This window comes from Funiculus sociatus GB2-C1, assembly GCF_039962115.1.
Lineage (GTDB): Bacteria > Cyanobacteriota > Cyanobacteriia > Cyanobacteriales > FACHB-T130 > Funiculus > Funiculus sociatus.
In genome coordinates this window covers 64,920-89,621 of record NZ_JAMPKJ010000014.1, presented here as the reverse complement: position 1 = coordinate 89,621, position 24,702 = coordinate 64,920, and the positions used below count along the sequence as shown (strand labels likewise).

22 protein-coding genes are annotated in these 24,702 nt (G+C 45.0%); 11 read left to right on the top strand and 11 right to left on the bottom strand.

Going from position 1 to position 24,702, the window contains the following annotated elements:
* Window positions 1-72: 72 nt before the first annotated feature.
* Both argC and NDI42_RS09565 read right to left on the bottom strand, forming a co-directional pair.
* A complete protein-coding gene (gene argC / locus NDI42_RS09570) occupies window positions 73-1,134 on the bottom strand; it encodes an N-acetyl-gamma-glutamyl-phosphate reductase (protein WP_190424004.1) in 1,062 nt (353 codons plus the stop codon).
* A 338-nt stretch (window positions 1,135-1,472) separates the two neighbouring features.
* Window positions 1,473-1,688 (bottom strand): helix-turn-helix domain-containing protein, encoded by a 216-nt coding sequence (locus tag NDI42_RS09565; RefSeq protein ID WP_313931015.1) that lies wholly within the window; start codon window positions 1,686-1,688, stop codon window positions 1,473-1,475.
* 176 nt (window positions 1,689-1,864) lie between these two features.
* Between NDI42_RS09565 and ribBA the strand changes: the two genes are divergently transcribed.
* Window positions 1,865-3,565 (top strand): bifunctional 3,4-dihydroxy-2-butanone-4-phosphate synthase/GTP cyclohydrolase II, encoded by a 1,701-nt coding sequence (gene ribBA, locus NDI42_RS09560; RefSeq protein WP_313931014.1) that lies wholly within the window; start codon window positions 1,865-1,867, stop codon window positions 3,563-3,565.
* Between the two features lie 61 nt (window positions 3,566-3,626).
* Window positions 3,627-4,613 carry a tetratricopeptide repeat protein gene (locus tag NDI42_RS09555; RefSeq protein WP_190454697.1) on the top strand — a complete coding sequence of 329 codons (987 nt, stop codon included), beginning with the start codon at window positions 3,627-3,629 and terminating at the stop codon, window positions 4,611-4,613.
* 211 nt (window positions 4,614-4,824) lie between these two features.
* On the opposite strand, the gene NDI42_RS09550 is transcribed toward NDI42_RS09555, so the two are convergent.
* From NDI42_RS09550 to NDI42_RS09540, 3 genes are all read right to left on the bottom strand, one after another.
* Window positions 4,825-5,568, bottom strand: a complete 744-nt coding sequence (locus NDI42_RS09550) for a pyridoxine 5'-phosphate synthase (RefSeq protein ID WP_190454694.1) — start codon at window positions 5,566-5,568, stop codon at window positions 4,825-4,827.
* 6 nt (window positions 5,569-5,574) lie between these two features.
* Window positions 5,575-6,261: a pyridoxamine 5'-phosphate oxidase family protein gene (locus NDI42_RS09545; RefSeq protein WP_242017618.1), complete on the bottom strand. Its 687-nt coding sequence runs from the start codon at window positions 6,259-6,261 to the stop codon at window positions 5,575-5,577.
* 64 nt (window positions 6,262-6,325) lie between these two features.
* Window positions 6,326-6,799: a GNAT family N-acetyltransferase gene (locus tag NDI42_RS09540; RefSeq protein ID WP_190454692.1), complete on the bottom strand. Its 474-nt coding sequence runs from the start codon at window positions 6,797-6,799 to the stop codon at window positions 6,326-6,328.
* Between the two features lie 123 nt (window positions 6,800-6,922).
* On the opposite strand from NDI42_RS09540, the gene pdxR reads away from it, so the two are divergent.
* Entirely contained in the window at window positions 6,923-8,377 is a 1,455-nt protein-coding gene (pdxR, locus tag NDI42_RS09535) for a MocR-like pyridoxine biosynthesis transcription factor PdxR (protein WP_190454742.1), read from the top strand.
* Window positions 8,378-8,401: 24 nt separating this feature from the next.
* Here pdxR and NDI42_RS09530 read toward each other — a convergent pair whose 3' ends face one another.
* Window positions 8,402-9,148 (bottom strand): Uma2 family endonuclease, encoded by a 747-nt coding sequence (locus NDI42_RS09530; protein WP_190454689.1) that lies wholly within the window; start codon window positions 9,146-9,148, stop codon window positions 8,402-8,404.
* 154 nt (window positions 9,149-9,302) lie between these two features.
* Here NDI42_RS09530 and NDI42_RS09525 point away from each other — a divergent pair, with 154 nt between their 5' ends.
* Window positions 9,303-10,817, top strand: coding sequence for a phytoene desaturase family protein (locus NDI42_RS09525; RefSeq protein ID WP_190454685.1), 1,515 nt, complete (start codon window positions 9,303-9,305; stop codon window positions 10,815-10,817).
* A 168-nt stretch (window positions 10,818-10,985) separates the two neighbouring features.
* Here the strand turns inward: NDI42_RS09525 and NDI42_RS09520 are convergent, their stop codons facing one another.
* On the bottom strand, window positions 10,986-12,563 hold the full coding sequence (locus tag NDI42_RS09520; protein WP_190454681.1) for a Na+/H+ antiporter: 1,578 nt from the start codon (window positions 12,561-12,563) through the stop codon (window positions 10,986-10,988).
* A 171-nt stretch (window positions 12,564-12,734) separates the two neighbouring features.
* Between NDI42_RS09520 and NDI42_RS09515 the strand changes: the two genes are divergently transcribed.
* Entirely contained in the window at window positions 12,735-13,412 is a 678-nt protein-coding gene (locus NDI42_RS09515) for a uracil-DNA glycosylase family protein (RefSeq protein WP_190454678.1), read from the top strand.
* A gap of 755 nt (window positions 13,413-14,167) precedes the next feature.
* Entirely contained in the window at window positions 14,168-15,472 is a 1,305-nt protein-coding gene (locus NDI42_RS09510; RefSeq protein WP_190454674.1) for a hybrid sensor histidine kinase/response regulator, read from the top strand.
* 35 nt (window positions 15,473-15,507) lie between these two features.
* Here NDI42_RS09510 and NDI42_RS09505 read toward each other — a convergent pair whose 3' ends face one another.
* The 3 genes from NDI42_RS09505 to glgP form a co-directional block, all read right to left on the bottom strand.
* Window positions 15,508-15,882: a hypothetical protein gene (locus NDI42_RS09505; protein ID WP_190454671.1), complete on the bottom strand. Its 375-nt coding sequence runs from the start codon at window positions 15,880-15,882 to the stop codon at window positions 15,508-15,510.
* A gap of 317 nt (window positions 15,883-16,199) precedes the next feature.
* Complete coding sequence (locus NDI42_RS09500) at window positions 16,200-17,006, bottom strand: Tab2/Atab2 family RNA-binding protein (protein ID WP_190454669.1); 807 nt, start codon at window positions 17,004-17,006, stop codon at window positions 16,200-16,202.
* A gap of 154 nt (window positions 17,007-17,160) precedes the next feature.
* Window positions 17,161-19,356: an alpha-glucan family phosphorylase gene (gene glgP / locus NDI42_RS09495; RefSeq protein WP_190454665.1), complete on the bottom strand. Its 2,196-nt coding sequence runs from the start codon at window positions 19,354-19,356 to the stop codon at window positions 17,161-17,163.
* A 476-nt stretch (window positions 19,357-19,832) separates the two neighbouring features.
* On the opposite strand from glgP, the gene NDI42_RS09490 reads away from it, so the two are divergent.
* The 4 genes from NDI42_RS09490 to NDI42_RS09475 all read left to right on the top strand — a co-directional run bounded on the left by NDI42_RS09490 (window position 19,833) and on the right by NDI42_RS09475 (window position 23,266).
* Window positions 19,833-21,113, top strand: coding sequence for a valine--pyruvate transaminase (locus tag NDI42_RS09490; protein ID WP_190454663.1), 1,281 nt, complete (start codon window positions 19,833-19,835; stop codon window positions 21,111-21,113).
* Between the two features lie 267 nt (window positions 21,114-21,380).
* Window positions 21,381-22,319, top strand: coding sequence for a DUF4394 domain-containing protein (locus tag NDI42_RS09485; protein WP_190454660.1), 939 nt, complete (start codon window positions 21,381-21,383; stop codon window positions 22,317-22,319).
* 164 nt (window positions 22,320-22,483) lie between these two features.
* Window positions 22,484-23,143 carry a ribosome maturation factor RimM gene (gene rimM / locus NDI42_RS09480; RefSeq protein WP_348231398.1) on the top strand — a complete coding sequence of 220 codons (660 nt, stop codon included), beginning with the start codon at window positions 22,484-22,486 and terminating at the stop codon, window positions 23,141-23,143.
* Window positions 23,144-23,266 (top strand): hypothetical protein, encoded by a 123-nt coding sequence (locus tag NDI42_RS09475; RefSeq protein ID WP_277876829.1) that lies wholly within the window; start codon window positions 23,144-23,146, stop codon window positions 23,264-23,266. It begins immediately after the preceding gene.
* A gap of 40 nt (window positions 23,267-23,306) precedes the next feature.
* Here the strand turns inward: NDI42_RS09475 and NDI42_RS09470 are convergent, their stop codons facing one another.
* Window positions 23,307-23,735 carry a hypothetical protein gene (locus tag NDI42_RS09470; protein WP_190454657.1) on the bottom strand — a complete coding sequence of 143 codons (429 nt, stop codon included), beginning with the start codon at window positions 23,733-23,735 and terminating at the stop codon, window positions 23,307-23,309.
* A gap of 289 nt (window positions 23,736-24,024) precedes the next feature.
* Between NDI42_RS09470 and NDI42_RS09465 the strand changes: the two genes are divergently transcribed.
* Window positions 24,025-24,663, top strand: coding sequence for a L,D-transpeptidase (locus tag NDI42_RS09465; RefSeq protein ID WP_190454654.1), 639 nt, complete (start codon window positions 24,025-24,027; stop codon window positions 24,661-24,663).
* Window positions 24,664-24,702 lie beyond the last annotated feature (39 nt).

The window sequence follows — 24,702 nt, the reverse complement described above, 5'->3', positions numbered from 1 at the left end:
GTACGGGAGGCTCAGCCTCCCACCCCCTCGTTCCCAGGCTCAGCCTGGGAACGAGAATATGAGGTGTCTTATTCATGGGTAAAAGCCCATAGTTGGCAACCCAAGTGTTTCTTCCCAACCCATCATTAGGTTGAGACACTGGAGGGCTTGACCTGCTTGCCCTTTGACTAAGTTGTCAATTGCTGACATAACTATTACGCGGTCGGTGCGGGGATCAACTTCGATGCCGATATAGCATAAATTGGTACCGCAAGCCCACTTTGTTTGTGGGTAAGTGCCGCCTGGTAACATTTTGACGAAAGGAGATGAGCGGTAGAAGGCTTTGTAAATGGTCAGTAAATCTTCTCGCACCAGTCCGGGATCGCGCAGGGTGGCGTAAACGGTGGCTAAAATTCCGCGCACCATCGGGATCAGGTGCGGGGTAAATTGTACTCTGACTTCGTGTCCAGCCAAATCGCTACAAACTTGCTCAATTTCTGGGGTATGGCGGTGCCTTCCGCCGACTCCGTAAGGGCCAAGCGAGTTGTCAGCCTCAGCTAGTAACAGATTGGTTTTTGCTTGCCGTCCGCCGCCAGATGTGCCGGATTTGGCATCGATAATGGCGGTTTCTGACAAGATTAATCCTTGCTTTAAGAGTGGTGAGAGTGCCAGGAGACTCGCGGTAGGGTAGCAACCAGCACAACCTATTAGCGAGGCTTCGGCAATGCGATCGCGGTATAGTTCCGGTAAGCCATAAGCTGCTGTGGCAGCAATTTCTCGATCTGCGCGATCGCCACCATACCAGGATTGGTATGTTTCCAAGTCAAAAAATCGGTAGTCAGCCGATAAATCCAGCACTTTGCACCCCTTCGCCACCAATGCTGGTGCCATCTGATAGGCAAGCCCATTCGGCAAGGAGAGAAAAACGACTTTACAGCGACTGGCAATGGTGTCTAAATCCAGGGGTTCTATGTTTAAGTCAACGCAATGACCTAGATGCGGGTAGAGGTCGGAAAATGGCTTTCCGGCACTACTTTCGCCACCTAAGTAAACCAGTTCGACTCCCGGATGCTCCTTCAAGAGTCTGACCAGTTGCACACCACCATAGCCCGACGCGCCAACAATTCCAACTGGCACACGTCCTAATTCACCCATGATGCTCTTGTTTCCTAAAAATCTTTAATTTTAAGCGGTCAGTAATCAGCCAAAGTCAAAGCGATCGCACAAAGCTACTTTTGCTGCATTGTAGTATCAAAACTAAGATTTGGTGGTAGAAATTTTAACATAATCGTCCAGCGCGACAATGTTAGTTGCCGGGATTCAAGGCTAACTATAGCAACTAATCGTATATTGCTCCGATAATTTAGTAATTTATTCAGTTAATAAAAGCACTGCTACTGCTAAATAGTTTTGGCTTTCCTGCGGATTCTAATTAGCTTTATTCATCACCATGCTGATATATCGCAGTTCCTATATAAGTTGTGGCAATTCTGTCATTCAATTCCTTTTAATAGTTCACTCGGTGACACATTTAAGGCTTTTGCTAAGCGGACAATATTGATTAAGGCAACGTTTCTTTCACCGCGCTCAATTCCGCCAATATAGGTGCGGTGTAAATCTGTCAGTTCTGCCAAATCTTCCTGAGAAAGCCCTAGTGCTTTTCTCAGTTGTCGGACTTGTTCGCCAAATTTTTCAAGCTCAGGTGCCACTATTAGGAGAAAGGATGATACTTCAACTACCGATTGTGCCACAGACTATAAGTATCAAGTGTGAGCGATCGCGCGTTAGCAACATCGCTCTATAATCTAAGTGACTGCCCCTCTTAGTGGTGGCAACAGGCTACTATCAAGAGAGATAGTTTTTTACGGTTTATTGTTGTTAATCTGTGGAATTGCCTCAAAGCCAAGATGCGAAGCATCGCGCTGCTTCAAACCAAACGTTTAAATTTGACTCGATTGATGCTGCCTTAGCAGACCTCAAGGCTGGGCGGATGGTCGTGGTAGTGGATGATGAGAGTCGGGAAAACGAAGGTGATTTGATTTGTGCGGCGCAGTTCGCCACGCCGGACACAATCAATTTCATGGCGGTGTATGCGCGGGGTCTGATTTGTCTGGCGCTGACAGGCGATCGCTTGGATGAACTCGATCTGCCCTTGATGGTTAGCAACAACACCGACAGCAACCAAACCGCCTTCACCATCAGCATCGATGCCTCCCCTACTATGGGTGTACGCACAGGAATTTCTGCTGAAGATAGGGCGCTGACGATCCAGGTAGCTATCAATCCCGCAACATCCCCACAAGACTTGCGCCGTCCGGGTCACATATTCCCTCTACGGGCGCGGGAAGGTGGCGTTTTGAAACGGGCGGGTCATACAGAAGCCGGGGTTGACTTGCCAAAATTGGCAGGATTATATCCAGCTGGGGTGATCTGCGAAATTCAAAATCCCGATGGTTCGATGGCGCGGTTGCCGGAGTTAATAGAATACTCCAAGATGCACAATCTGAAAATTATCAGTATTGCTGACTTAATTAGTTACCGCCTCAATCACGAAAGATTCGTCTGTCGAGAAACAATTGCCGAATTGCCTACTCAGTTTGGCAATTTCCAAATTTACGCTTACCGTAACACCCTAGATCAATCAGAAACAGTTGCTATTGTTAAGGGCAACCCAGCTGATTTTAATGACAAAAAGGTGATGGTGCGGATGCACTCGGAATGTCTGACTGGTGATGCTTTGGGTTCTCTGCGTTGCGACTGCCGAATGCAGCTGCAAGCGGCGCTGAAAATGATTGAAAATGCCGGATCAGGCGTTGTGGTTTATCTGCGGCAAGAAGGGCGGGGAATTGGTCTAATTAATAAGTTGAAAGCCTATTCTTTGCAAGATATGGGGCTGGATACTGTAGAAGCAAATGAGCGATTGGGATTTCCTGCCGATTTGCGGAATTATGGGGTAGGAGCGCAAATTCTCAACGATTTAGGTATAACAAAAATTTGCTTGATTACTAATAATCCCCGCAAAATTGCTGGGTTGAAAGGGTACGGTTTGGAGGTGGTAGATCGGGTGCCGTTGTTAATTGAGGCAAATGATTATAATTCGATCTATCTAGCGACAAAAGCCCAAAAGTTGGGTCATATGCTGTTGCAGACGTATTTAGTTACGGTAGCGCTGCACTGGCAGGATGAACCGCAGGTAACGGAACGCTACGAAAGATTGGATAAACTGCGGCATTTGGCAAGAAGTCACGATTTGTTGTTGCAGGAAGAAACGAGACCTGTAGCGATCGCGCTTTTCGGGAAACCATCGCTAACTGTTCACTTGGGTTTTGACCAACCGCATCTGGCAGCATCCGATTGGTATCAGGACAATGGTCATCCTTATGTGAAAGCGATCGCGCAAATTCTCGATGCTTTATTGCAATGGCAGCATTTGGAAGGACTGGAATTTATGATTTCAACTGGTTTAGACCCGCTGACAGGGTTACAAATACACCTAGATCGGCAAACCTTCCCTATAGGTACTCTACCTTCCTCTGTTTGTGACAACTTAGAAACTCAAAAAATCTACAGTTTTCAGGGATTTTAGATTTTAGATTTTGGATTGAAGACAAAAATCCAAAATCTAAAATCCAAAATTGGATAAAGCCATGCAATATCAATACACAATAAAAATTTTGGGACTGGCGATTCTACTGAGTGGATTATCCCTCAATCCCCATTCCCTAATCCCCAGCCCCCAGTCCCCAGTATTAGCTCAATTAAGTGCTGAGGAATTGTTTAATCGGGGCGAACGAAAGTATAACAAAGGTGACTACAGCGATGCTGTCACAGATTTCAATGAAGCACTTCGCCTAGATTCCACCTTGGAAAAAGCTTATTATCGCCGGGGTTTGGCAAAGCGTCAGCTAGGAGATAATTCAGGTGCGATCGCAGACTATACCTCTGTGTTGGGGTTGAATCCTAAAAATACTGATGCGTACTTAAGTCGGGGTGCTGTGTATGCTGAAGAAAAAAAATATCGAGAAGCAATTGAAGATTACACCGCAGCCCTGAAGCTTAATTCAAAGAGTGCGATCGCTTACTACAATCGGGGAAATGCGCTGAGTGGGTTAGGCGATTCTAAAGCGGCTTTTGAGGATTTAAGCAAAGCAATTCGGATACAACCTAACTATGCCAATGCCTACGTGAACCGGGGAAATGTTCGCGTTAAATTAGGTGAAACAAAGGAAGCAATTGCCGATTTTACTAAGGCGGCGAGTCTCAATCCGAATCTAGCAGAAGCTTATTACAACCGAGGGATTCTTCGGCGGCGAATGGGAGATATAGAAGAAGCGATCGCGGATTATGACCAAGCCATCCAGCGCGATCCTAACAATGCAGCAGCTTACTACAATCGGGCAATTGCCCGTCATTTAATTGGTAATCCTCAAGCAGCAATTGATGACTATAGTGAGGCAATATCTATTTCTCCCAAATTTGCCAAAGCTTTCGGAAATCGGGGGTTAATTCGCTACGAAACAGGCGATGCAAGAGGCGCAATTCAAGATTTACAAGCAGCAGCAGAACTTTTTAGCGATCAAGGTATGACTGCTGATTATCAAAAAGCATTGCAATTGCTACGACAATTACGATAGACCTGTCTTGAAAGCTCAAGCCAGGAACTAAAGTACCCTTCGGGAACGCTACGCGAACGGGCTAAAATCTTAAGTCTGTTGAAACAAAATAAAATGCTTTGTGTATATTAATTTCAAAGAGTTTCAACAGGTTTTAGCTTTGAAAAGTGAAATAAATTTCACGGCTTTTAAGCCAGTGTCATTCGTGCTGAGGACTAATAACTTCAACCATTTACGCCTCTTTATTTGAAATTTCTACCTGGGCTAAAATTTGCAAGTAGGCTTTGACAGCCCCAGATAACCCGATTTCCAACGCATCAGCAATCAGAGCATGACCAATAGAGACTTCTAGGATACCGGGAATAGAGCAGAATTTTCCCAGATTTTGGAGATTGAGATCGTGTCCAGCATTAACCCCTAGACCGAGGGATTGAGCCGTTTGAGCAGCGATCGCGTATTCCTGAAAAACAGACTCCACATCGCCATGCCCAAATGCAGCCGCATAGGGTTCAGTATACAGCTCAATCCGTTGGGTGCCGATGTCTTTAGCGTGTTGAATCTGCACCAAATCTGGATTCAAAAACAAACTGACTCGAATTCCCAGATTTCTTAACTCATCAATAATCGGGATTAGCCGCTGTCCATCTTCCACCAGATCCCAACCGCGATCCGAAGTGAAAGTATCGGCAGCATCCGGCACCAATGTACACTGCGTAGGTTTCACTTGGCGAACCATTTCCATAAACTGCGGTTGGAATGGATTCCCTTCAATATTAAACTCAACCGTAATCATTTCCGCTAGAGCATACACATCCTCTGGTCGAATGTGACGTTTATCTGGGCGGGGGTGAACTGTAATGCCATTGGCACCAGCTTCGATACAGATTGCCGCAGCTTTGGTGACGCTTGGGAGTTCCAAAGAACGGGAATTTCTGAGCAGAGCAACCTTATTGAGGTTGACGCTGAGATTGATCATTGCTTGTCACCTTTCGCAAACACGGGTGTAATTTTGTACATAAGGAGGTAGACTGATTCCCGGCTGTAAACGAGAATCGGCAATTGGCGCAGCAGCAGTTAATTGCAGGGGAACAACACCCGCCCACACGGGTAAGCTGTAGTCTGCTTCGTCATCGTTAGGATCACCAGTCCGCACCTTAGCTGATGCCTCATTTAGGGGTAGGGAGAGTACCAAGGTTCCCTGAAGTTCCTGGCGGCTTGGCGATCGCACTTCTGCCCATCGTCCCGGTATTACGTGTTCGGTAAAAGCGAGGAGTGCTTCTAGCTTTTCTTCAGGGTTTTCCACAATCACTGCTGTGCCAAAGATTACAACCGAGCGATAATTCATTGAGTGGTGGAAGGCAGACCTCGCCAGTACCAGCCCATCCAGCAGGGTGACTGTAACGCAGACTTCAATCCGGTTGGAGAGCGATCGCAACATCCGGCTAGCAGGCGATCCATGAATATACAGCTTATCTCCTACCCTTCCATAAGCAGTAGGAATGACAAAAGGCTGACCGTCTACGACAAATCCAACATGGCACACCAACCCTTCATCCAAAATTTGATAGATAACCTGACTTTCATAATCTGCGCGTTGAGGAAGACGCTTGACGGTGCTGCGTTGCGTAGGGGTACGTTCCTCACTCATTTCATGTTCTAAAGAACTCATGATTTCCTCCTAGTAGTATTTAATACCTTTCACGGCTTACAGGCGCTTGGTAACGTCTTTTAAATCACGTCAGATCCAACCGCATCTCATTGTTTTCGCTGAACCCAAGACTAGAGTAAACTGGCTTACCTGATGGAGAGGCGTGTAGGATAACCCTTGTGCAGTTAAGCGATTTCAGATGGTCGATTGCACAAAGTGTGAGTTTTTTGGCAAGTCCCTGTCTGCGGTGAGGCGGTTCAACGTAAACTCCCCAAATGTATCCATAGTTGCGATATTCCGGTTTGAGGATATGCGGGTAAAGACCAGCAAACAGCTGACAACTGGCTGAAGCGATCGCTCTACTATCAACCTCCGCAACAAAAGCTTTGTAGCATCGCTCTTTGCGAGCGCGTTCTATAAACTGGAGCGTAATGTGGAGCCAGTCAGGCTCAATAGAATCAGAAGGAACATGATTATCCAGCCACATTTGATAAAAATGTTCAGCAATTAGGGAATCTTCCTCTGGAAAAGCCTCTCTGATATGGATTTCTTGTTCCATCAGCACGATACGAGTTCACGCTTGTTTCACTGTTAGAGTAATCTTGAAATTGGTCTTCTACAAGAGCCACTTTTGGGATCTAATATAAGTCCACTTTGGTCTGATTCTCTCAAGCGGGGAAGTATGGATTTAGCGATCGCCCTCGACAGCAATGCAGTACCATTACATCGACAGCTATACGAAGAACTGCGTCAAGCTATTTTGAGCGGACGTTTAGCGCCAAAAGAGCGCATTCCTTCAACGCGATCGCTCTCCAAATCTTTAGGGGTTTCTCGTACTACCGTCACCCAAAGTTATGAGCAACTGCTCAGCGAAGGCTATATCCAGACCATCGTAGGTTCTGGGACGTTTGTCTGCGATCAACTCCCCGACCTGATGTTGCGAAGTACGCCCGTTGAGTCTCAAGAGAAGATTGCGCGTCCACTTTGCAAGCTGTCCAAGTATGGGATAAAACTATCCCAGACGGATGTCTCTTTGACGAGTGTACCCGACACCGCGATTAGCTTTCGCTACGGACGACCTGCTTTTGATAAATTTCCAATGCAACTGTGGCGCAAGCTGCTGTTGAGTCACTGTCGCAAAGGCTCCTCTTGGCTGGACTATGCAACCGATCCGCAAGGACACAGACCTTTGCGAGAAGCGATCGCCCGTTACCTGTCTCGTTCTCGTGCGGTGCAGTGCGACCCCGACTCTGTAATCATGACCAATGGCAGCCAGCAAGCGCTGTATATGGTGATGCGCTTGTTGATCGATCCTGGGGATGCGATCGCGATCGAAGACCCAGGCTACCTCAGTGGACGGCGAATCTTTCTCTCACAGGGAGCTAAACTATTGCCTATCGGTGTAGATGAGTCAGGCTTATTGGTCAAGGATTTAGCCGCTACAACTGAACCGATTAAACTTGTCTACGTAACGCCCTCTCACCAGTTTCCCACTGGGGCGATACTATCGCTTCCTCGGCGATTAGAGTTACTTTCTTGGGCGCACTCTACGGGGACGATGATTATTGAAGATGATTATGACAGCGAATATCGCTATGGCGATCGTCCGATTCCCGCCTTGCAAGGGTTAGATAAAAGTGACTCAGTGCTTTACATCGGGACTTTCTCGAAGGTGCTGTTTCCCTCGCTGCGAATTGGCTATTTAGTGTTACCCCAGAATTTAGTATCAATCTTTACCCGCGCCAAGCGGTTGAGCGATCGCCAGTTACCGTTGTTAGAGCAGTATATCCTGACAGATTTTATTGAAGAAGGGCATTTAGAACGTCATCTGAGAAGAATGCGATCGCACTATGACCAATGTCGAAGCGTGTTAGTGCAGGCTTTAAACACTCACTTTGGTGAACAAGCGACGATTTTAGGCGAAAAGGCTGGAATTCATTTGATGGTGCGACTGTACACCAGCTTTAGCGATGAGGAGATTATTCATCGTGCTGCGAAAGTGGGTGTGGGGATGATGTCCGCCCAACCTCATTATCTCAAAGCGCATCGCCCAGGCGAGTTTATCTTTGGTTACTCTGAACTCACTTTGCCACAAATTGAGGAGGGTATTAGCAGGTTGGCGGAAGTTTTGAAATAGAGCTGAAGCTGGAAGGAAAAAGTCTTAGTCTTGGGTTAAGTCACCAAAGCGATCGCGATATCTCTCTAATAACTCTGCCATTTCATTTGAGCGCTGTCGTTCCAATTCAGCTTGTTGTTGTGCTAACTCCCGCTGATTTCGCTCAATTTCAGCTAATTCCTCACCTGTCTGATACCTCACACCTTGGGCATCGTACCAGTACAATACCTCGCGCTGTATGCCTCCGACTTGAGCTACAAATCGCCCAATCCCTAAACCAATTTCTGGCATCCAGAATGGTTCTCCGATTTGTAAATGATATGAGCCATTTACTAAACGATAAACTTCAAAAGGTTGTTCCTGGTCGCGCCGCCAGAAATTCGGATTATAAATTACATAATACAACACGCCTAAATTGGCATAAATTGCCATTTTTGTGTCGTATTCTCCCCCATAGGTGTGAGAGACAATTTCTAAGACAAAAATAGGCGCAATATTATTTTCTTCCCAGAGAACATAACTAGAGCGCGAACCATTGTTTTTTCTCCGTTCAACTCCCAAACTTAGAAACCCATCTGGCACCACGGGTACTCTCGGATTCACGCCTGTCGTGTGATAGACGCCCATATCCACACCAAAATACCAGTCAAGGCGATTACCCCAAATGAACTCTAGCAAGAATAATAGAAAATTCGGGATAAAATTTTGGTCTTCGTTATCCACTGGTGTATCATCCGAACAAGGAAGTTCAGCGCTTGTTGGTAATCTGGTTTCCGGGTTGTGCTGTACCATAAAGATTGGCTTGACAAGCTATTAAGATAATTATCCAATAATCTCCCTAAATAAATCAAACTCATTTTAAAAATGACTTCTTCTCTCTTCCTGAGCATCTTAGCGGTTCTTTTAAAAAAGATAGTGTTTATAAATAAAATGAGATTGCCATAATATGAGTTTAGATGTAATTGTTATCGGTAGCGGAATTGGCGGTTTAACCGCAGGGGCGTTACTTGCCCGTTACGGAAAACGAGTGCTAGTCTGCGAAAGCCACGCGATCGCTGGTGGTGCTGCACACAGTTTCTCGCGGCAGGGATTTCATTTTGACTCTGGCCCCTCATTTTATTGCGGACTCACCCCTGGAAGCGGTCTGAATCCATTACAGCAAGTGTTAGAAGTTCTGGGAGAATCGTTGCAAGCTGTTCGCTACGATCCTATGGGTCACTATCACTTTCCTGAAGGCACTTTTCCCGTTTACAGCGATGCTGAACGATATCGCCAAACTGTTGCTGAAATTACGCCTCAGGGTGCAAGAGAATTAGAACAATTTGAAAAACGTCTACTACCTCTTTACGAATCACTGCGGGGGATTTCTACTATTGCTTTGAGAGCAGATTGGCAGATAATACCAGTAATTATGGGGCAATATTTACCATCTGTATTGAAACTGCTACCGCATCTGAGAATCCTCCAAGGTTCTGTTGGCGATGTGATGGATCGAGAGGTGCGAGATCCTTGGGTGCGGCGCTTAATTGACTTGGAATGTTTTCTACTTTCTGGACTTAAGGCGCACGGGACAATTGCCCCAGAGGTGGCATTTATGTTAGGAGAACGTTCTCGCGCTGGTGTCGAGTATCCTATTGGGGGAAGTGGCGCAATTGTGGATGCTTTGGTTCGCGGTTTAAAGCGTTGGGGTGGCGAATTGAAATTGAATGCTCATGTTGAGCAAATATTAATCCAATCAGGCAAAGTAACAGGCGTCAAGTTAAAAAATGGTGAAGTTATTAACGCGACTGTTGTAATTTCTAATGCTACCCTTTGGGATACTTATACTAAGTTATTGCGCCCCGAAGATTTGCCGCCATCTTATCGTCAGCAATCTTTAGAAACCCCGGCAGTTGATAGCTTTATGCACTTACATTTAGGCATCCGTGCTGAGGGTTTAGAAAATCTGACGGGACATCATGTGGTAGTTCACGATGCGAGTAAAGATATTACCGAACCGGGGAATACTTGCATGATTTCTATCCCTTCAGTGTGGGACGCTAATCTTGCGCCAGTGGGACATCATGTGGTTCACGCCTACACGTTGGAACCTTATGAGGGATGGCGACGAGATGAGGAGTATGAGGAAAGGAAAAAAGAGCGATCGCAATCTCTATTCCGTGCGTTAGAGAGAGTGATTCCGGATATACGCGATCGCATTGTATTAGAACTTATCGGCACACCGTTAACTCACGCTTACTACTTACGCCGCTATCAGGGAACATACGGCCCTGCAATTGCAGTTGGTAAAGGGATATTTCCAGGTACACAAACGCCGATTTCTGGATTGTATCGGGTGGGGGATAGTACGATGCCAGGAATTGGCGTTCCGGCTGTTGCTGCTTCGGGGATTTTGTGTGCGAATACTTTAGTTACACCGCAAGAAACGGCGAACTTATTGGAATATTTGAACCAAAGGTAAACTCTACTGGTAGCTGGAAGATAATGACTTTAATCTTTTTAACACTTTGATTCGATGTCATAACGATCCTTCTTTGACAACGGACTTTGTTTGTGTAGACGCGAACGCTTTTTGAAATCGAACTGTCGAGGATGAAGAGAGGGTTCGCTTTGAGGTGCTGTCCTCAGTTTATTTCCTTTCATCCTCTGTTGATTCAGCTAGAATTTCCTGCAATACGGGTGAGAGTCGATTATTTAAACGTCCTGCACGGATCAGTTCGGCGTAGGTGTCTGCTTCAATATCTAAGAGTTTTTCTCGCAGTTGTTGCATATTAAGCGATCGCAACTGAGGATATTGATTTTGCAGCTTCTCAATTTCCTCCTCAATTCCCTTGAGTTGTCCTTGAACCAGTTGTAACTCGTAACAATAAAACTCCGGATCGATTTCTGATTCTTTGCCAGCTTCCAATAAATAATTCAACACTCGATTTAAGGCGATGCGACGGGCAATTGCCTCTGAATATTGCTGGCGTATTGGCTGATCTCCAACCAACCCTAATCTTTCCAAAAACCACTGAGTTGTCAAACCTTGAACTAACAAAGTAAACAAAACAACGCCGAACACCATATCAATAATTTCGTCTCTTCCTGGTAAGATAATGGGTACACTTACCGCCAAGGCAATTGAAACTGAACCTCTTAAACCACCCCACCAAAGTATTGTTTGATCTCGCCAACCTATTTGAGATTTAACTAGCCAATTGCTCAAAGCACTGAGTCCATAGATAGCAACTGCTCGCGTTACCAATACCGCCCCAATTGTCACTGCAATCAGACTAAAATTCTCTACTAGACGTGAGTAGTGGATTTGATCGCCTATTAAAAGAAAAACGATGGAATTGACAAAAAATGCTAAAAATTCCCAAAATTCAGATACCAATAACCGGGTGCGCGGGTTCATGCCAATGCGAGAGCCAAAGTTACCCAAAATTACGCCAACCGTGACAACCCCAATTACCCCAGAACCACCCAAGTCTTCTGTTATCAAATAAGTGCCGTAAGCAGAAACAAGAGTGAGTGATTGTTCTACTAATGGCAAGTCAAAACGTTGCGTAAGGTAGGAAATTCCAAAACCAACTAAACTGCCAATTCCAATCCCAACACCAACAAATACTAAAAAACTAGCAATTGTAGTGTCTAGTGCAAATTCATTGGTTCCCAGTGGAATTCCCACTAGCAACGTAAACGCCACCACCGCCACGCCATCGTTAAATAAACTCTCTCCCTCCATCAACATTGTTAGCCGTTTGCCAGCACCCAGTTCCCGAAACAAAGCTACTACGGAAACGGGATCGGTAGCAGATAAACAAGCACCGACAAGGAGAGCAGTTGTAAGAGGAAGTCCAGTCAACCAATTGAGGGGAAATGCAATTCCGATAACCGAAATGATGACACCGAAGATGGCAAACAAAGTGACTGGAAATAAATCATCCTTCAAGTCTCGCCAGCGGATATTCCAGGCGGCTTCAAAAAGCAGAGGAGGCAAAAAAATCTCCAGAATCAATTGTGGCGACAGGTTCACCAGCCGCACATCTACAAACGCTAGGAATAACCCGACAATCACCAGCAGCAATGTGTAGGGAATTTGGCGTAACCAACTGAAAATCCGCGAGAGTGTCGCCACACTCAAGGAAACAGACAACACCAGTAGAAATTGTTCCAGACTTTGCTTAATGGAAGCTTCGTCTAGGGTAGTTTCTATCACCATAGGAAACTCCAAATTCGTAATTAGTCGTTAAAACACTGTAGCTTTTAATTTACCCTTCAATCTAGAGGTTGTATAGGATACTCTGTTGGCAATTCAACAGAGTATCATTCAAGATATGTGCTTTTGCATAGACACAATTTATTGCATCTATCTTAAGGAGTAAGAGACGTTATGTCAGATATTAAACAGTTAATTACAGATATCCAGCAGGAAGCGCAACGGGAAACATTTCCCGTCGATGAACCAGTTTATCAGGCAGCGAGTTTGGAGCCGACGCAGCCAATTCTCTATGCAGGCAATCTGGAGAGCAAGCTGTGCTTTTTTGCCCGCGATTTGGGAAAAGATGAAGTGCGGGCACGTCAACCGCTTTACGGCGCTGCTGGTGGCTTTGTGCGTCGGGGTTTGTACCGTGCGATCGCAGCCACCGAACCCAATAAGGATACCGATTTACAAGTTGTCCTCGAGCGCGTTTTACTTACGAATACGGTGCCTTACAAACCACCGGGGAATAAAGCATACACTGAGGCTGTAAAAAAACGATTTCGCCCCTTTTTAGAGCAATTATTGGTGTTGCATTGGCAAGGAGATAAAATTATTACGCTGGGGAATGAAGCGTTTAATTGGTTTGCCCCTTATGGTGCTAAGGGTGAGTTGAAGCAGTTTTTTGAAGCAAGCGATCGCTACTCTACCAGCATTCAAGTTACGCTTCAAGCGCAAGACACTGAAGGCAACCTGCATCAACGTCTAGTAAAACTGTTGCCATTGCCTCATCCTTCCCCACTCAATCAAAAATACTACTCCCAATTTCCCCAATTACTTCAAGCTAGACTTGTTGAAATCTTCCCGTAAGTGATCCCCTTCAGCAATTTGTGTGATTTCTGTCAGTTCTTGATTAGGGTTTTTTGCTATCATACTTATTGTACTAACACAAGTTACTTTTGGTTGATTATATGCTATTTTTGTAGCTTTATTACCGGAAATTTGTCAGACAAACAGCCACTGATATTATCTAAAACCCCATTATTTGTCTGAATTTATAGTCGTGAATCAGTAACTTAATCAAATTATAAAATTAGCAATGCTAACTCAATTATGGCATTGTCATAATGTGAAATAGCTTTGATATCCTAATTTTAGGCTAAGCCTGATTATCGACAGCATAACTTTAGCAGTCAGCCTATTTGCTTATTACAGCTATGAAGTTGGGCGTAACTTGATCTAGATAATTTAAAGCAAAATGCTCTTCTGAAAGTACAGCAAAAGGTTGATGGAATCGAGGGATGGTTAGCAATCTGGCTGGCTGAAATAGAAACAGTTGCTAACAGTCTAATAATTAGGACTATGGTTTGGTCTGTGACAGCTTCTTACTTAAAATCAGAAGTTAAGCGGCTGAAGGAATACACGCATATATCCCTGGTTAGCCCTGAACCTTGCTCAGCAGGGTTGCTTGAAATAACTGCTAGAAGAAGCTAAGGAATAGAGCAATTAAACATAAAATATGATCCATTTATCCAGTCGATTGTGCATTTAACTAAGAGCTTTCATGCAGAAAGAAATAGAATATTTAATCAATATATAGATTAACAGGAGTGCAATAATTGCATATGCAAAAATCTGATGTTATTTTAGTAGTGGATGATACTCCTACTAATCTGCAATTAATATCTCAGGCATTAACTGATGTAGGGTTTGAAGTTGCTACAGCTATAAATGGCGAAATGGCACTGAAGCAGATTCAATATAGCTTGCCAGATTTGATTCTATTAGATGTGATGATGCCAGGAATAAACGGCTTTGAAACCTGTAAGCGATTGAAAGAAAATGCCGCCACCTGCGATATTCCAGTTATGTTTATGACTGCCCTTTCCGACACAGATAGTAAGGTAAAAGGTCTAAGTTTGGGGGCAGTGGATTACATCACCAAACCCTTTCAAGAAGAGGAATTATTAGCTAGGGTCAAAACTCATTTAGAATTGCGAAATTTGACAAAAAACTTAGAAAAAAAAGTTGTAGAACGAACAGCGGAACTTTCTCTGGCATTAGAAGACTTACAAGAGTCTCAAATCAAACTCGTCCAGCGAGAAAAAATGTCTGCCCTTGGTCAGTTAGTAGCAGGAATTGCCCACGAAATCAATAATCCTGTGGGATTTATTTCCGCTAATTTAGAGCATACTGAAGAATACTTTAAAGCTTTAGTTCATCATTTACAACTTTATCAGCAAGAGTTTTCTCAGCCAGGAGTAAAAATTTTAGAGGATGCGGAAGATATTGACTTAGAGTATCTGTTGACAGACTTGCCGAAAATCATCGGTTCTATGCAACAGGGAACGGAACGCATTCGCCATATTAGCAACTCTATCAGAATTTTCTCTAGAACAGATAGCGATCGCAAAGTTTTTTTTAATATTCATGAGGGCATAGATAGCACCATTTTAATTTTGCAACATCGGCTGAAAGCTAATGAAAAGCGTCCCGATATTGTGATGATTAAAGAATATGGCTGTTTGCCCAATATAGAGTGTTATCCCGGACAGATAAACCAAGTGTTTATGAATCTGCTGGCAAATGCGATTGATGCCATAGAAGAAGCCAATCAAGAACGTTCTTTTGAGGAAATTAAAGCATATCCTAATCAAATCGCGATCCACACAAATCTAACTGAAGATGGCACTGGTGTGGTAATTAAGATTATAGATAATGGGGCAGGAATGTCAGAGGATACGAAGAAAAAAGTTTTTGACCAGTTCTTTACAACTAAAGCCGTTGGGAAAGGAACGGGATTAGGATTATCGATTGTCCGCCAAATTGTGGTGGAAAAGCATGGGGGAACCCTGGAGGTAAAATCTATACCAGGACAAGGTTCAGAGTTTGCGATCGCGCTTCCAGTTAAGGCTGAGATTATTGATTGATAGCAACTAAATCGTGTGGCGTTTAGAAGTATCTGTTAATCGGCGTTAACGTAGCGGTTTGTCTTGATAACCTTCCCTTCTTTATCAAAAGCTATTTCAAAATTAATCCAAGCAAAATCGCCGAATAAAGCTGCTCCATCATTGCCATAATACCAGCAATTATCTTTTTTATTCGGTCTAAAAATATAACATTTTGTAGAAGTGCTAGATGTGGGTGGTGGCAATATTTTCAAAACCTCATCTTTGGGCATTCCTATTTTTATACTGGCAAATTTTGCTTCTGTAAATCCGGGAGGCACTATTGTGTCAATTAAAGGATTAAGTGAAAAATAACTTTCGGTAAAACAGGTTAACCATATCAAAGGTGTTAACCCTACAAACAACAAAGCAATCCCACTAATAACTTTCATGGTTTTCCTTACTTTCTAGTTGGAACCTGAAACTTATGGTTTCTTAAATCGCCTTGACTGATTACTGTTAAATTAAGTTCCTTCCTCTCAACTTACGCCGAGTAACACTTCAAAATTACTGCGTTTGTAGTTTAAAAAATTGAATTTTTCGCGCTGGGTTCCCTTCCTCAACGCAGCCTACCAAATTCTGATAATCTAATACTTAATGGGCAGGTTCTTATAAACGCTTGATGAAAACTTTCCTTATCAAACGGGAAATAAAACTTTCATCTATCTTTGGGTACATAGCTTGCGATCGCGCCAAATCAAATAATCTTTCAATCAAAATTTTCTGCTTGCAACAACCAGAAACCGCTATAAGTCATCCCTGAATCATCAGGTTGCACCAGCAAAAAATGCAATCCTCGACTTTGTTGTTTGCGCCTTTCAAACATTTGGGCAGAGTCGGCAACTTCTTTATCTTCAAAAGTAGCAACAACCCAACGGTCAACCAATCCAGCTTCTAATATCAAACCATCAGGCGCACCAGCGATGTAGTTGAGAGAAACAGGACGGGCATCTTGTAACCAACGCGCCAAACGCATTGATTGACGACCACCATAAATCGCCACACCGGGAACTGGAACTGTTGACGCTAAACCCAAATTGTTAGGTAAGAGAAATTCTGGCATCTCCAGAACTGGAATCGGACGTTCTGCAAAAGCTTCCTCCAAATTTCCCGCAGGAAGCGTAGCAAATCGCCATTGCTCCCCCCAAAGATTTTCTGGCAATGGCAACGGCGGCGGTTTGTCGAGAGGCGAGAGAGATTGTTGCGCCTCCTGCAACAATTTTTTTAAAGCATAAGTGCGTCGAGTCGGTTCCACCTTAACACCCAACTTTCGCCCCGCCGCCTCAAGTAAACTCAACGACTGGGGACGAAAAACTTGGATAATATCCGGCAGCTGACCATTAGCAGCTTGTTGCAACTGGTCAGCTAACCAGCTGGAATTCGCTTCCGACTGGGGACATAGCGCCTTATAGGTAAAGCTGCCGCTAGAGTCGCAAATCAACAACTCCCACAACACCTGCCCTTTTTCATCCTTGAGAGGACACCGATAAAAATCAGCCTGCCAAACCCGACCCATCTTAATACCTCTTCCTTCCCGACCTATAGCATCTTTGCAGTTCAAAAAAAAAAGTAGAGTGGACACAGCCCACCCTACTAATAGCTCAAAACTCAGTTAATTCAAACCTCAAGAAGTGAAGTGTGGAATTAAAACTAGGCTGAGACTGGAAAAATTATGCTGTAACACTCGCCAGAATTGGTTCAACACCGACTGAAGTTCCCGGCGCGTACACTTGAGTAACGTAGTCCGCAATCATTCTGTCAGTGTTGAACAGCGGCGAATTTGTCTTAATCGACGCTTTCATCATCCCAATCCAACGATGGGGAACTCCATTCTCATCTTGGTCATAGTACAAAGGAACAATTTCCTCTTCCAGTAACCGATAGAGAGATTCAGAATCAATCCGGTCTTGCAACTCTTGGTCGCTGGTGTGGGCATCTTCACCAATTGCCCAACCGTTGGTACCTTTTCCATTAGCATCAGCTTGATAGCCTTCGCACCACCAACCGTCGAGGACGCTGCAATTGATACCGCCGTTGAAGCAGACTTTCTGCCCACTCGTACCAGACGCTTCCAGAGGGCGACGCGGGTTATTTAGCCAAACATCGACACCTTGCACCAGTTTTTGCCCTGTGTAGATGTCGTAGTCTTCAACTAAGGCAACTCGGTTGAGAATATCTGGGTGCTTGCACCATTCCATCAACCGTTGGATAATCCGCTTGCCTTCTTCGTCGGCGGGATGGGCTTTTCCTGCAAAGACGATTTGCACAGGTGTTTGCGAATTGCCAAAAATCCTCAAGGCGCGTTCTGCATCCCGCATTAGCAAGTCACCCCGCTTGTATGGGCTGAAGCGCCGGGCAAATCCGATAGTTAGCACGTTGGGGTCTAGCAGTTTGTCGGCGGCATCAATGCGGAATTGTTCTTCACCGCGATTTTGCCTTGACATTTTTACCTTAGCGCGGGTGTGGGCAATCAGGCGCTCTTTGAGAACTTGGTGCCGCCACCAGATTTCTTCATCGGGAATTTCGTCTACTTTTTCCCAGGTCTTGGGATCAACCATGCGGGTTGACCAATCTTCACCCAGGTACTGGGAGTACAAATCGCTAATCAGGGGTGCTGTCCAAGTACGTGCATGGACACCATTGGTGATGTGAGCAATTGGTACTTTGTCTTCTTTGCGGTCTGGGTAGAGAATATTCCACATCTTGCGGGAGACTTCGCCGTGGAGTTCGCTAACGCCGTTGGCAGTGCGACACATCCGCAAGGCTAAGACGGTCATGCCGAAGGGTTCCCAAGGATCGCCTAGTCGTCTTGCACCGAGTGCCAGGAATTGTTCGCGAGACAAGCCTAGTGTCGGCCAGTAATGGGCGAAGTAAGAATCCATCAGGTCTGAGGAGAAGACATCGTGACCTGCGGGAACGGGGGTGTGGGTGGTGAAGACACAAGCTTCGCGCACGTCAGCTTCGATATCATAAAAGGACTTGCCGCTACGCTGAATTTCTTGCCGCGCTATTTCCAAGGTGCAGAATGCCGCGTGGCCTTCGTTCAGGTGATACACAGAGGGATTGATCCCCAAGGCTTCCAGCGCCCGGACACCGCCAATCCCCAGCATTACTTCTTGGGCGATGCGTGTTTCTTGGTTGCCGCCGTACAAGTGTCCCGTTAACCAGCGGTCTATCGGGTCGTTGTCATGGCGATCGCTATCGAGTAGGTAAAGTTTAACTCGCCCGACTCGCGCTAACCAAATTTGTGCTTTGACTATGCGTTGCCGGATTTCCATCTCAATTGTGATGGGTTCCCCTTGCTGATTTTTCATCAACTCTAGGGGCATCTGGTCAAAGTGATTGTCAACATAGTAGTCTTCTTGCCAACCGCCCCGATTTAACCGTTGTCGGAAGTAACCTTGGCGGTACATTAAGCCGATGCCTACCATTGGCACGCCTAAATCTGAGGCAGATTTGAGGTGGTCGCCTGCTAAGATTCCTAAGCCGCCGGAGTAGATGGGTAAGGATTCGTGGATGCCAAATTCGGCGCAGAAATACGCTACTGGTCGTTCTGGGGAGATTTGCGGGGCGACGCGACTAGCCCAAGGCGATTTTTCAGCCAGGTAGCGGTCAAGTTGATCGGCTAGTGCTTTTACCCGCTTGATATATGCTGGTTCTTTCGCTAGTTGGGTGAGTCGCACGTAGGAGGCAGATTCCAGAATGGCAACGGGGTTGTGTCCGCAACGCTGCCATTCGTCGGGGTTGATATTCTGGAATAGGGATGTGCGATCGCAACTCCAACTCCACCAGTAGTTGTATGCCAAATCTGCTAGTCGTTTCAGTGGGAATGGTAGCTTTGCTCGCAGCGTCTCAATTGTTGTCATAAATTCGATTTAATTCACGGTAGCAGGCTTATTCTTCACGAGAAACGAGAGTGAAGATAGGTTTCAGATTAGGCCAATCCCGATCTCGTTATTTCTCGTTCGGCTCACACTCATATACTGAATCGGGATAGGAGTATTCACGGTTGAGAATATAACCGTATCAGGAATGAGTTATAGCTTGCCAAATTTACCAGGACAAAAAGTTATTTTTTACACTGTTTATTGTTTTTTAAGGCAAATTTAAGATACTTTACATAAACTAATCTGATTTTTAAGCAATTTTGTCCTTGCTCATGGAAGGGAGAACGAGGAATTATGAACCTCAACGCCGCGTTGCTGGGATCTGCGCTTAGGACACAAAACAAGGAAACAACGGAAAGAGAAGTAGTTCTACATAAGTGCTGGGGCATTTGCAGTTAAATTGGTATTAGGGATAAAACCCTTACCTTTTTCCCAATTACCCTTTACCGCTGACTATGAACCCTGCCCTGACTCAATTTGGCGATCAGATGTCTCGTTTAACTGGTGTTCGCGCCATTATGAAGGACATTATTGAAACTTTGCAAGCAGGTAGTGGGCAGGAATTTATCAATTTAAGCGCTGGAAATCCGGTGATTTTGCCGGAAGTTGAGCAGTTGTGGCGCGACTATACCACAGAATTGCTGTCTAGTTCGGATTACGGCGAGGTAGTTTGCCGTTACGGCTCAAGTCAAGGATATCAGCCTTTGATTGACGCGGTGGTTAACGATTTTAATCGTCGCTATGGGTTGGAGTTGACTGCTCGGAATGTATTAATTACTCCAGGCAGCCAAACTTTGTATTTCTTTGCTGCTAATGCCTTTGGGGGTTACACTACCAGCGGCGAACTTAAGCAAATTATTCTCCCCCTGAGTCCAGATTATACGGGTTACGGTGGGATTACTTTGGTGCCAGAGGCCTTATTTGCCTATAAGCCTGCTTTGGATATTGATGCCCCTGCTCACAGATTTAAGTATCGCCCGGACTTTAGCCAACTGACTATTACTGAGAATACTGGTTGCGTTTTATTCTCCCGTCCCTGCAATCCTACGGGCAACGTGCTAACAGATGATGAGGTTCGCAAGATTGCGGCTTTGGCTGCGCCTTACAATGTACCTGTGTTGATAGACTCTGCGTATGCGCCACCATTCCCGGCATTAAATTTTACAGAGATGACCCCCTTGTTTGGCGATAATATCCTGCACTGCATGAGCTTATCGAAGGCGGGTTTACCGGGAGAGCGGATTGGGATTGCGATTGGGGATGAGCGGATGATTCAAGTGCTGGAGTGTTTCCAGACGAATATGTGTATCCATTCGTCTCGGTATGGACAAGCGATCGCGGCCCGTGCCATTGAAAGCGGTACTCTTGCAGATATCGCTACAAATGTGATTCGCCCATACTATCAGAAAAAATTTGATGTAGTAGAAAATACTTTAGACAGTTCAATGCCCAAGGATTTACCTTGGTTTTTGCATCGCGGCGAAGGCGCAATCTTTGCTTGGTTGTGGTTGGAAGATTTACCAATTACTGACTGGGAATTCTATCAGCAACTCAAACAGGTAGGTGTAATTGTTGTACCCGGTAGTTCTTTCTTCCCCGGTTTGCGAGAAGAATGGGCGCACAAGCAACAGTGTATCCGCATCAGCCTCACGGCTACAGATCCGGAAATTGAAACTGGGATGCAGCGTTTGGCTAAGGTGGTAGAACAGGTTTATCAGAAGGCAGCGCTAAGTTAAAAATAATTGTAGCGAGTTTCTACTTTTGCTAGGCGTATTTCTACTATCCGTAGTTTCGACTATTTCTTCATCAAAATTTCATAAATATGCCAAAAAAGGACGGCTAATTTAAAGATTAGGTAAAACTAGCTGTTGAGAAAAAACCGTACTGGGAACTTCTGCGTACTCTAGAGCAGGACGATTGGAAAGCTACGTAGATTTACGCTGCTTTGCAGGGTTGTCTAAATTTCGCTCTCCAGCTTTGAGAAATTATCAGGAGATATTCCCATGAAGTTTAATAAGTTTGGTACAGTCCTCAGTGCGATCGCAGCAGCAACAGTGTTAAATTTGCTTGATGTTGCCACAGCTGCGGCAGCAACCCTCCAGCTAATCGGTTTAAACGACAGTAACACCCTTGTTTTCTTCAATAACAACTTTTCTCAGGTCAAGAAAACTGTGGGTGTCACTGGAGTTGATGGCACCTTGCTAGGCATTGACCTTCGTCCAGCTGACCGTCAGCTCTACGGTATCTCTAGCACTAACAAAATCTACACCATTGACTCCTCCACAGGTGCGGCAACTTTTGTCAGTACACTCTCCCTTCCCTTCAGTGGAGGAATCGAATCAGGAGTGGACTTCAACCCAGTCGTAGACCGCCTACGGCTTGTGGCTAGCAATGACCAAAACTTCCGCCTCAACGTGGATACAGGTGCGGTTGCAGATTTTGATCTCCTCACTCCAGGTACTCAACCAGATGGAAACTTAGCCTATGCAGCTGGAGATGCCAACCAAGGAGCTAACCCTAGTATCACAGCTGCGGCTTACACTAATTCGTTCGCGGGAGCGCCCTCCCCAACTCGGACAACTCAGCTGTTTGGGATTGATGCCAACCTTGACACCTTAGTTTTGCAGAGTCCTCCCAATAACGGAACCTTAACTACAATCGGTTCGCTAGGCATTGACTTTGGTTCCACCGGAGGCTTTGACATTTTCTCTCCTGCTAGTGGAGTGAATACTGCCTATGCAGCTTCCGGTTCCAATATCTACAACATCAATTTGACTACTGGTGCTGCTACAACTTTGGGGACGTTCAGTAGTGCTGATTCTGGCAATATTGTCGGTCTTGCTGCTACCCAAGTTCCTGAACCTGCTGTTACTAGCTCTTTAATTGGGTTCGGTCTACTTGGCTTATTCCGTCGCCGCCGCAGCGTCAAGTCGCTTAGGTAGTATAGGTTGGGAGAATTAGGAGTTATTAGTTTTAAATTAATAACTCCTAATTTTTTTTAAGGTATCAAGAGAGAAATGTTATAAGATCAATTGATGGTAAATAAAATTGCTACCAAAACTAACTTCAAAATTATAATATTTTAATAGGTAAGAAGTAGAGAACGTTGGAATTGATAAGCAGCTCACCTAAAGAAAATTTCTCATCCGATGACTGGCTAGAAATCGGTACAATTGTTGCAGCCCAAGGGTTGAAGGGCGAGTTACGAGTTTATCCTGACTCGGACTTTCCGGAACGCTTTGAGGAACCCGGAGTGCGTTGGCTGTTGCGGCCGGGGGAAACGGAACTGCAACCAGTCGAATTAGTGACAGGACGATATATTCCCGGTAAAAAGATATACGTCGTGCAACTGATGGGCGTAGATGATCGGAACCAAGCGGAGGCGTTGCAAGGTTGTAAGTTACTGGTGAGGGCAAGCGATCGCCCAACCCTGGAAGAAGACGAATTTCATGTTATGGACTTGATTGGTTTGGAAGTGATTAACCAACCCACCGGAGAAAATCTTGGTGTTGTGGTGAATGCGATCGCTGCTGGTAATACTCTACTAGAAGTGAAGCGGCACGAGCCAGCAGTCCCCTCAGTTGAGGAAACAGAGAAACCCAGCAAAGGGGAAATCACCAGAACCAGTAAAATCAAAAAAATCCGCTCCAAACCGCCACAGCCAATAAACCTCTTGATCCCGTTTGTGAAAGAGATTGTGCCAGTGGTAGACTTGCAAGCCGGACGAATTGAGATTACGCCGCCTCAGGGATTGCTGGACGTTTAGGTGCCTAATCGATTAACTTCTTCCCAATGGGAAGAAGTTAATCGATTAGATGTCACAGCGCGATCGCATTCCCAAAATGAAAAATGTCGCTCCAGAGAACGACATCGCTACATTGTTCAATAATGTTAAATCATTGAATCAATTGTCAAACATTGCTACAAAGTTACCAAAGCGCTCTTACAGGAGCTGTATTTTGGGTAGCCTCTGGTGTAGTATCAACAGGCTCAGTTATTGTAGGTTCGGTCTGATTGTTGGTAGGTCTGGTAACTGGTCTAGTTTCAATTGTCCGGCGCTGTTCAATCACTTCTTGCCGACGAATTCTATTGGTGCGGGTAGAATCTGTAGTTCCCTCTTGCTCGGTTTGCATTTGATCCATCTGCTGCCCAGCTGGAGTCATCGGCGTTTGGTTCATCTGCTGCCCAGCTGGAGTCATTGGCGTTTGGTTCATCTGCTGTCCAGCCGGAGTCATTGGCGTTTGGCCTGGGGACTGTGTTGAGGCTGGTGATTGCGCGATCGCTGGAAATACTGATACTCCGGAGAGCAACAGTGTTAACATCGTACCTGTCATTACTTTCGTTTTTTGAAGACGCATTTCACTCTCTCCTCGAAAATATTTTAGTAACAAAGCCAACTATCGGTACAAATCCTATTCGACAATGAATTGATTCATGGCATAGTTAATCTTCCAAATACTAGCCATCTTTGTTTTAATGGAAATCTACCTGAATGTATAGGTCATTAGTAGTACAAATATTAATCGCTTAGTTTTAAAAAAACTTACCGATGGGATAAATTAGGGATAAAATTAAATTTGTCTGCTTTTGTTTGATTTATTGGCTGTGAAGCAAGATTTGATAGTAGTCGTAGAGTAGAGGCAAGAAATGGCAGCAATTATTAGAGGCAACTCGCTACTTCAAAGTTTCAAACTTTTCTATTTAAGTGTAACAATTGTAGCGCTTTCACTGGGACAACAGGTTTCTGCCCAAGTGACAACAAAAGAAGGTGCAGCAAATACTAACGAGGGAAATCCTCCTCTGGAATTGTCACCTGTTACAGAACCAAAATTGCCTCCTTTGGGTTCACCATCTCTATATCTTCCTATTGAGGAAGCGTCCCCTACAAGTACCCTGACCGATACTCAGTTGGTGATCAAATTAAGCGATCGCAAGGTTTATGTGTATCGAGATAAGCAGGTGAAAGGAAGTTATCCAATTGCTATTGGTAAAGCAGGTTGGGAAACACCTACAGGCACCTTTAAAGTTATAGCAATGCAACGCGATCCAGCTTGGGAACATCCCTGGTCTGGGAAAGTCATCCCTCCTGGGGCAGATAATCCGTTAGGAGCTAGATGGATAGGTTTTTGGACTGACGGAAAAAATTTTATTGGATTTCATGGAACACCTCAAGAACAGCTAGTGGGACAAGCAGTTTCTCACGGATGTATCCGAATGCGAAATAAAGATATTTTAGCTTTGTATGCACAGGTAGCTATTGGGACACCTGTAGTAGTAGAACGTTAGTTGGCGACAGGGGACGGAGGATTTCTTCGTTCCCTGTAT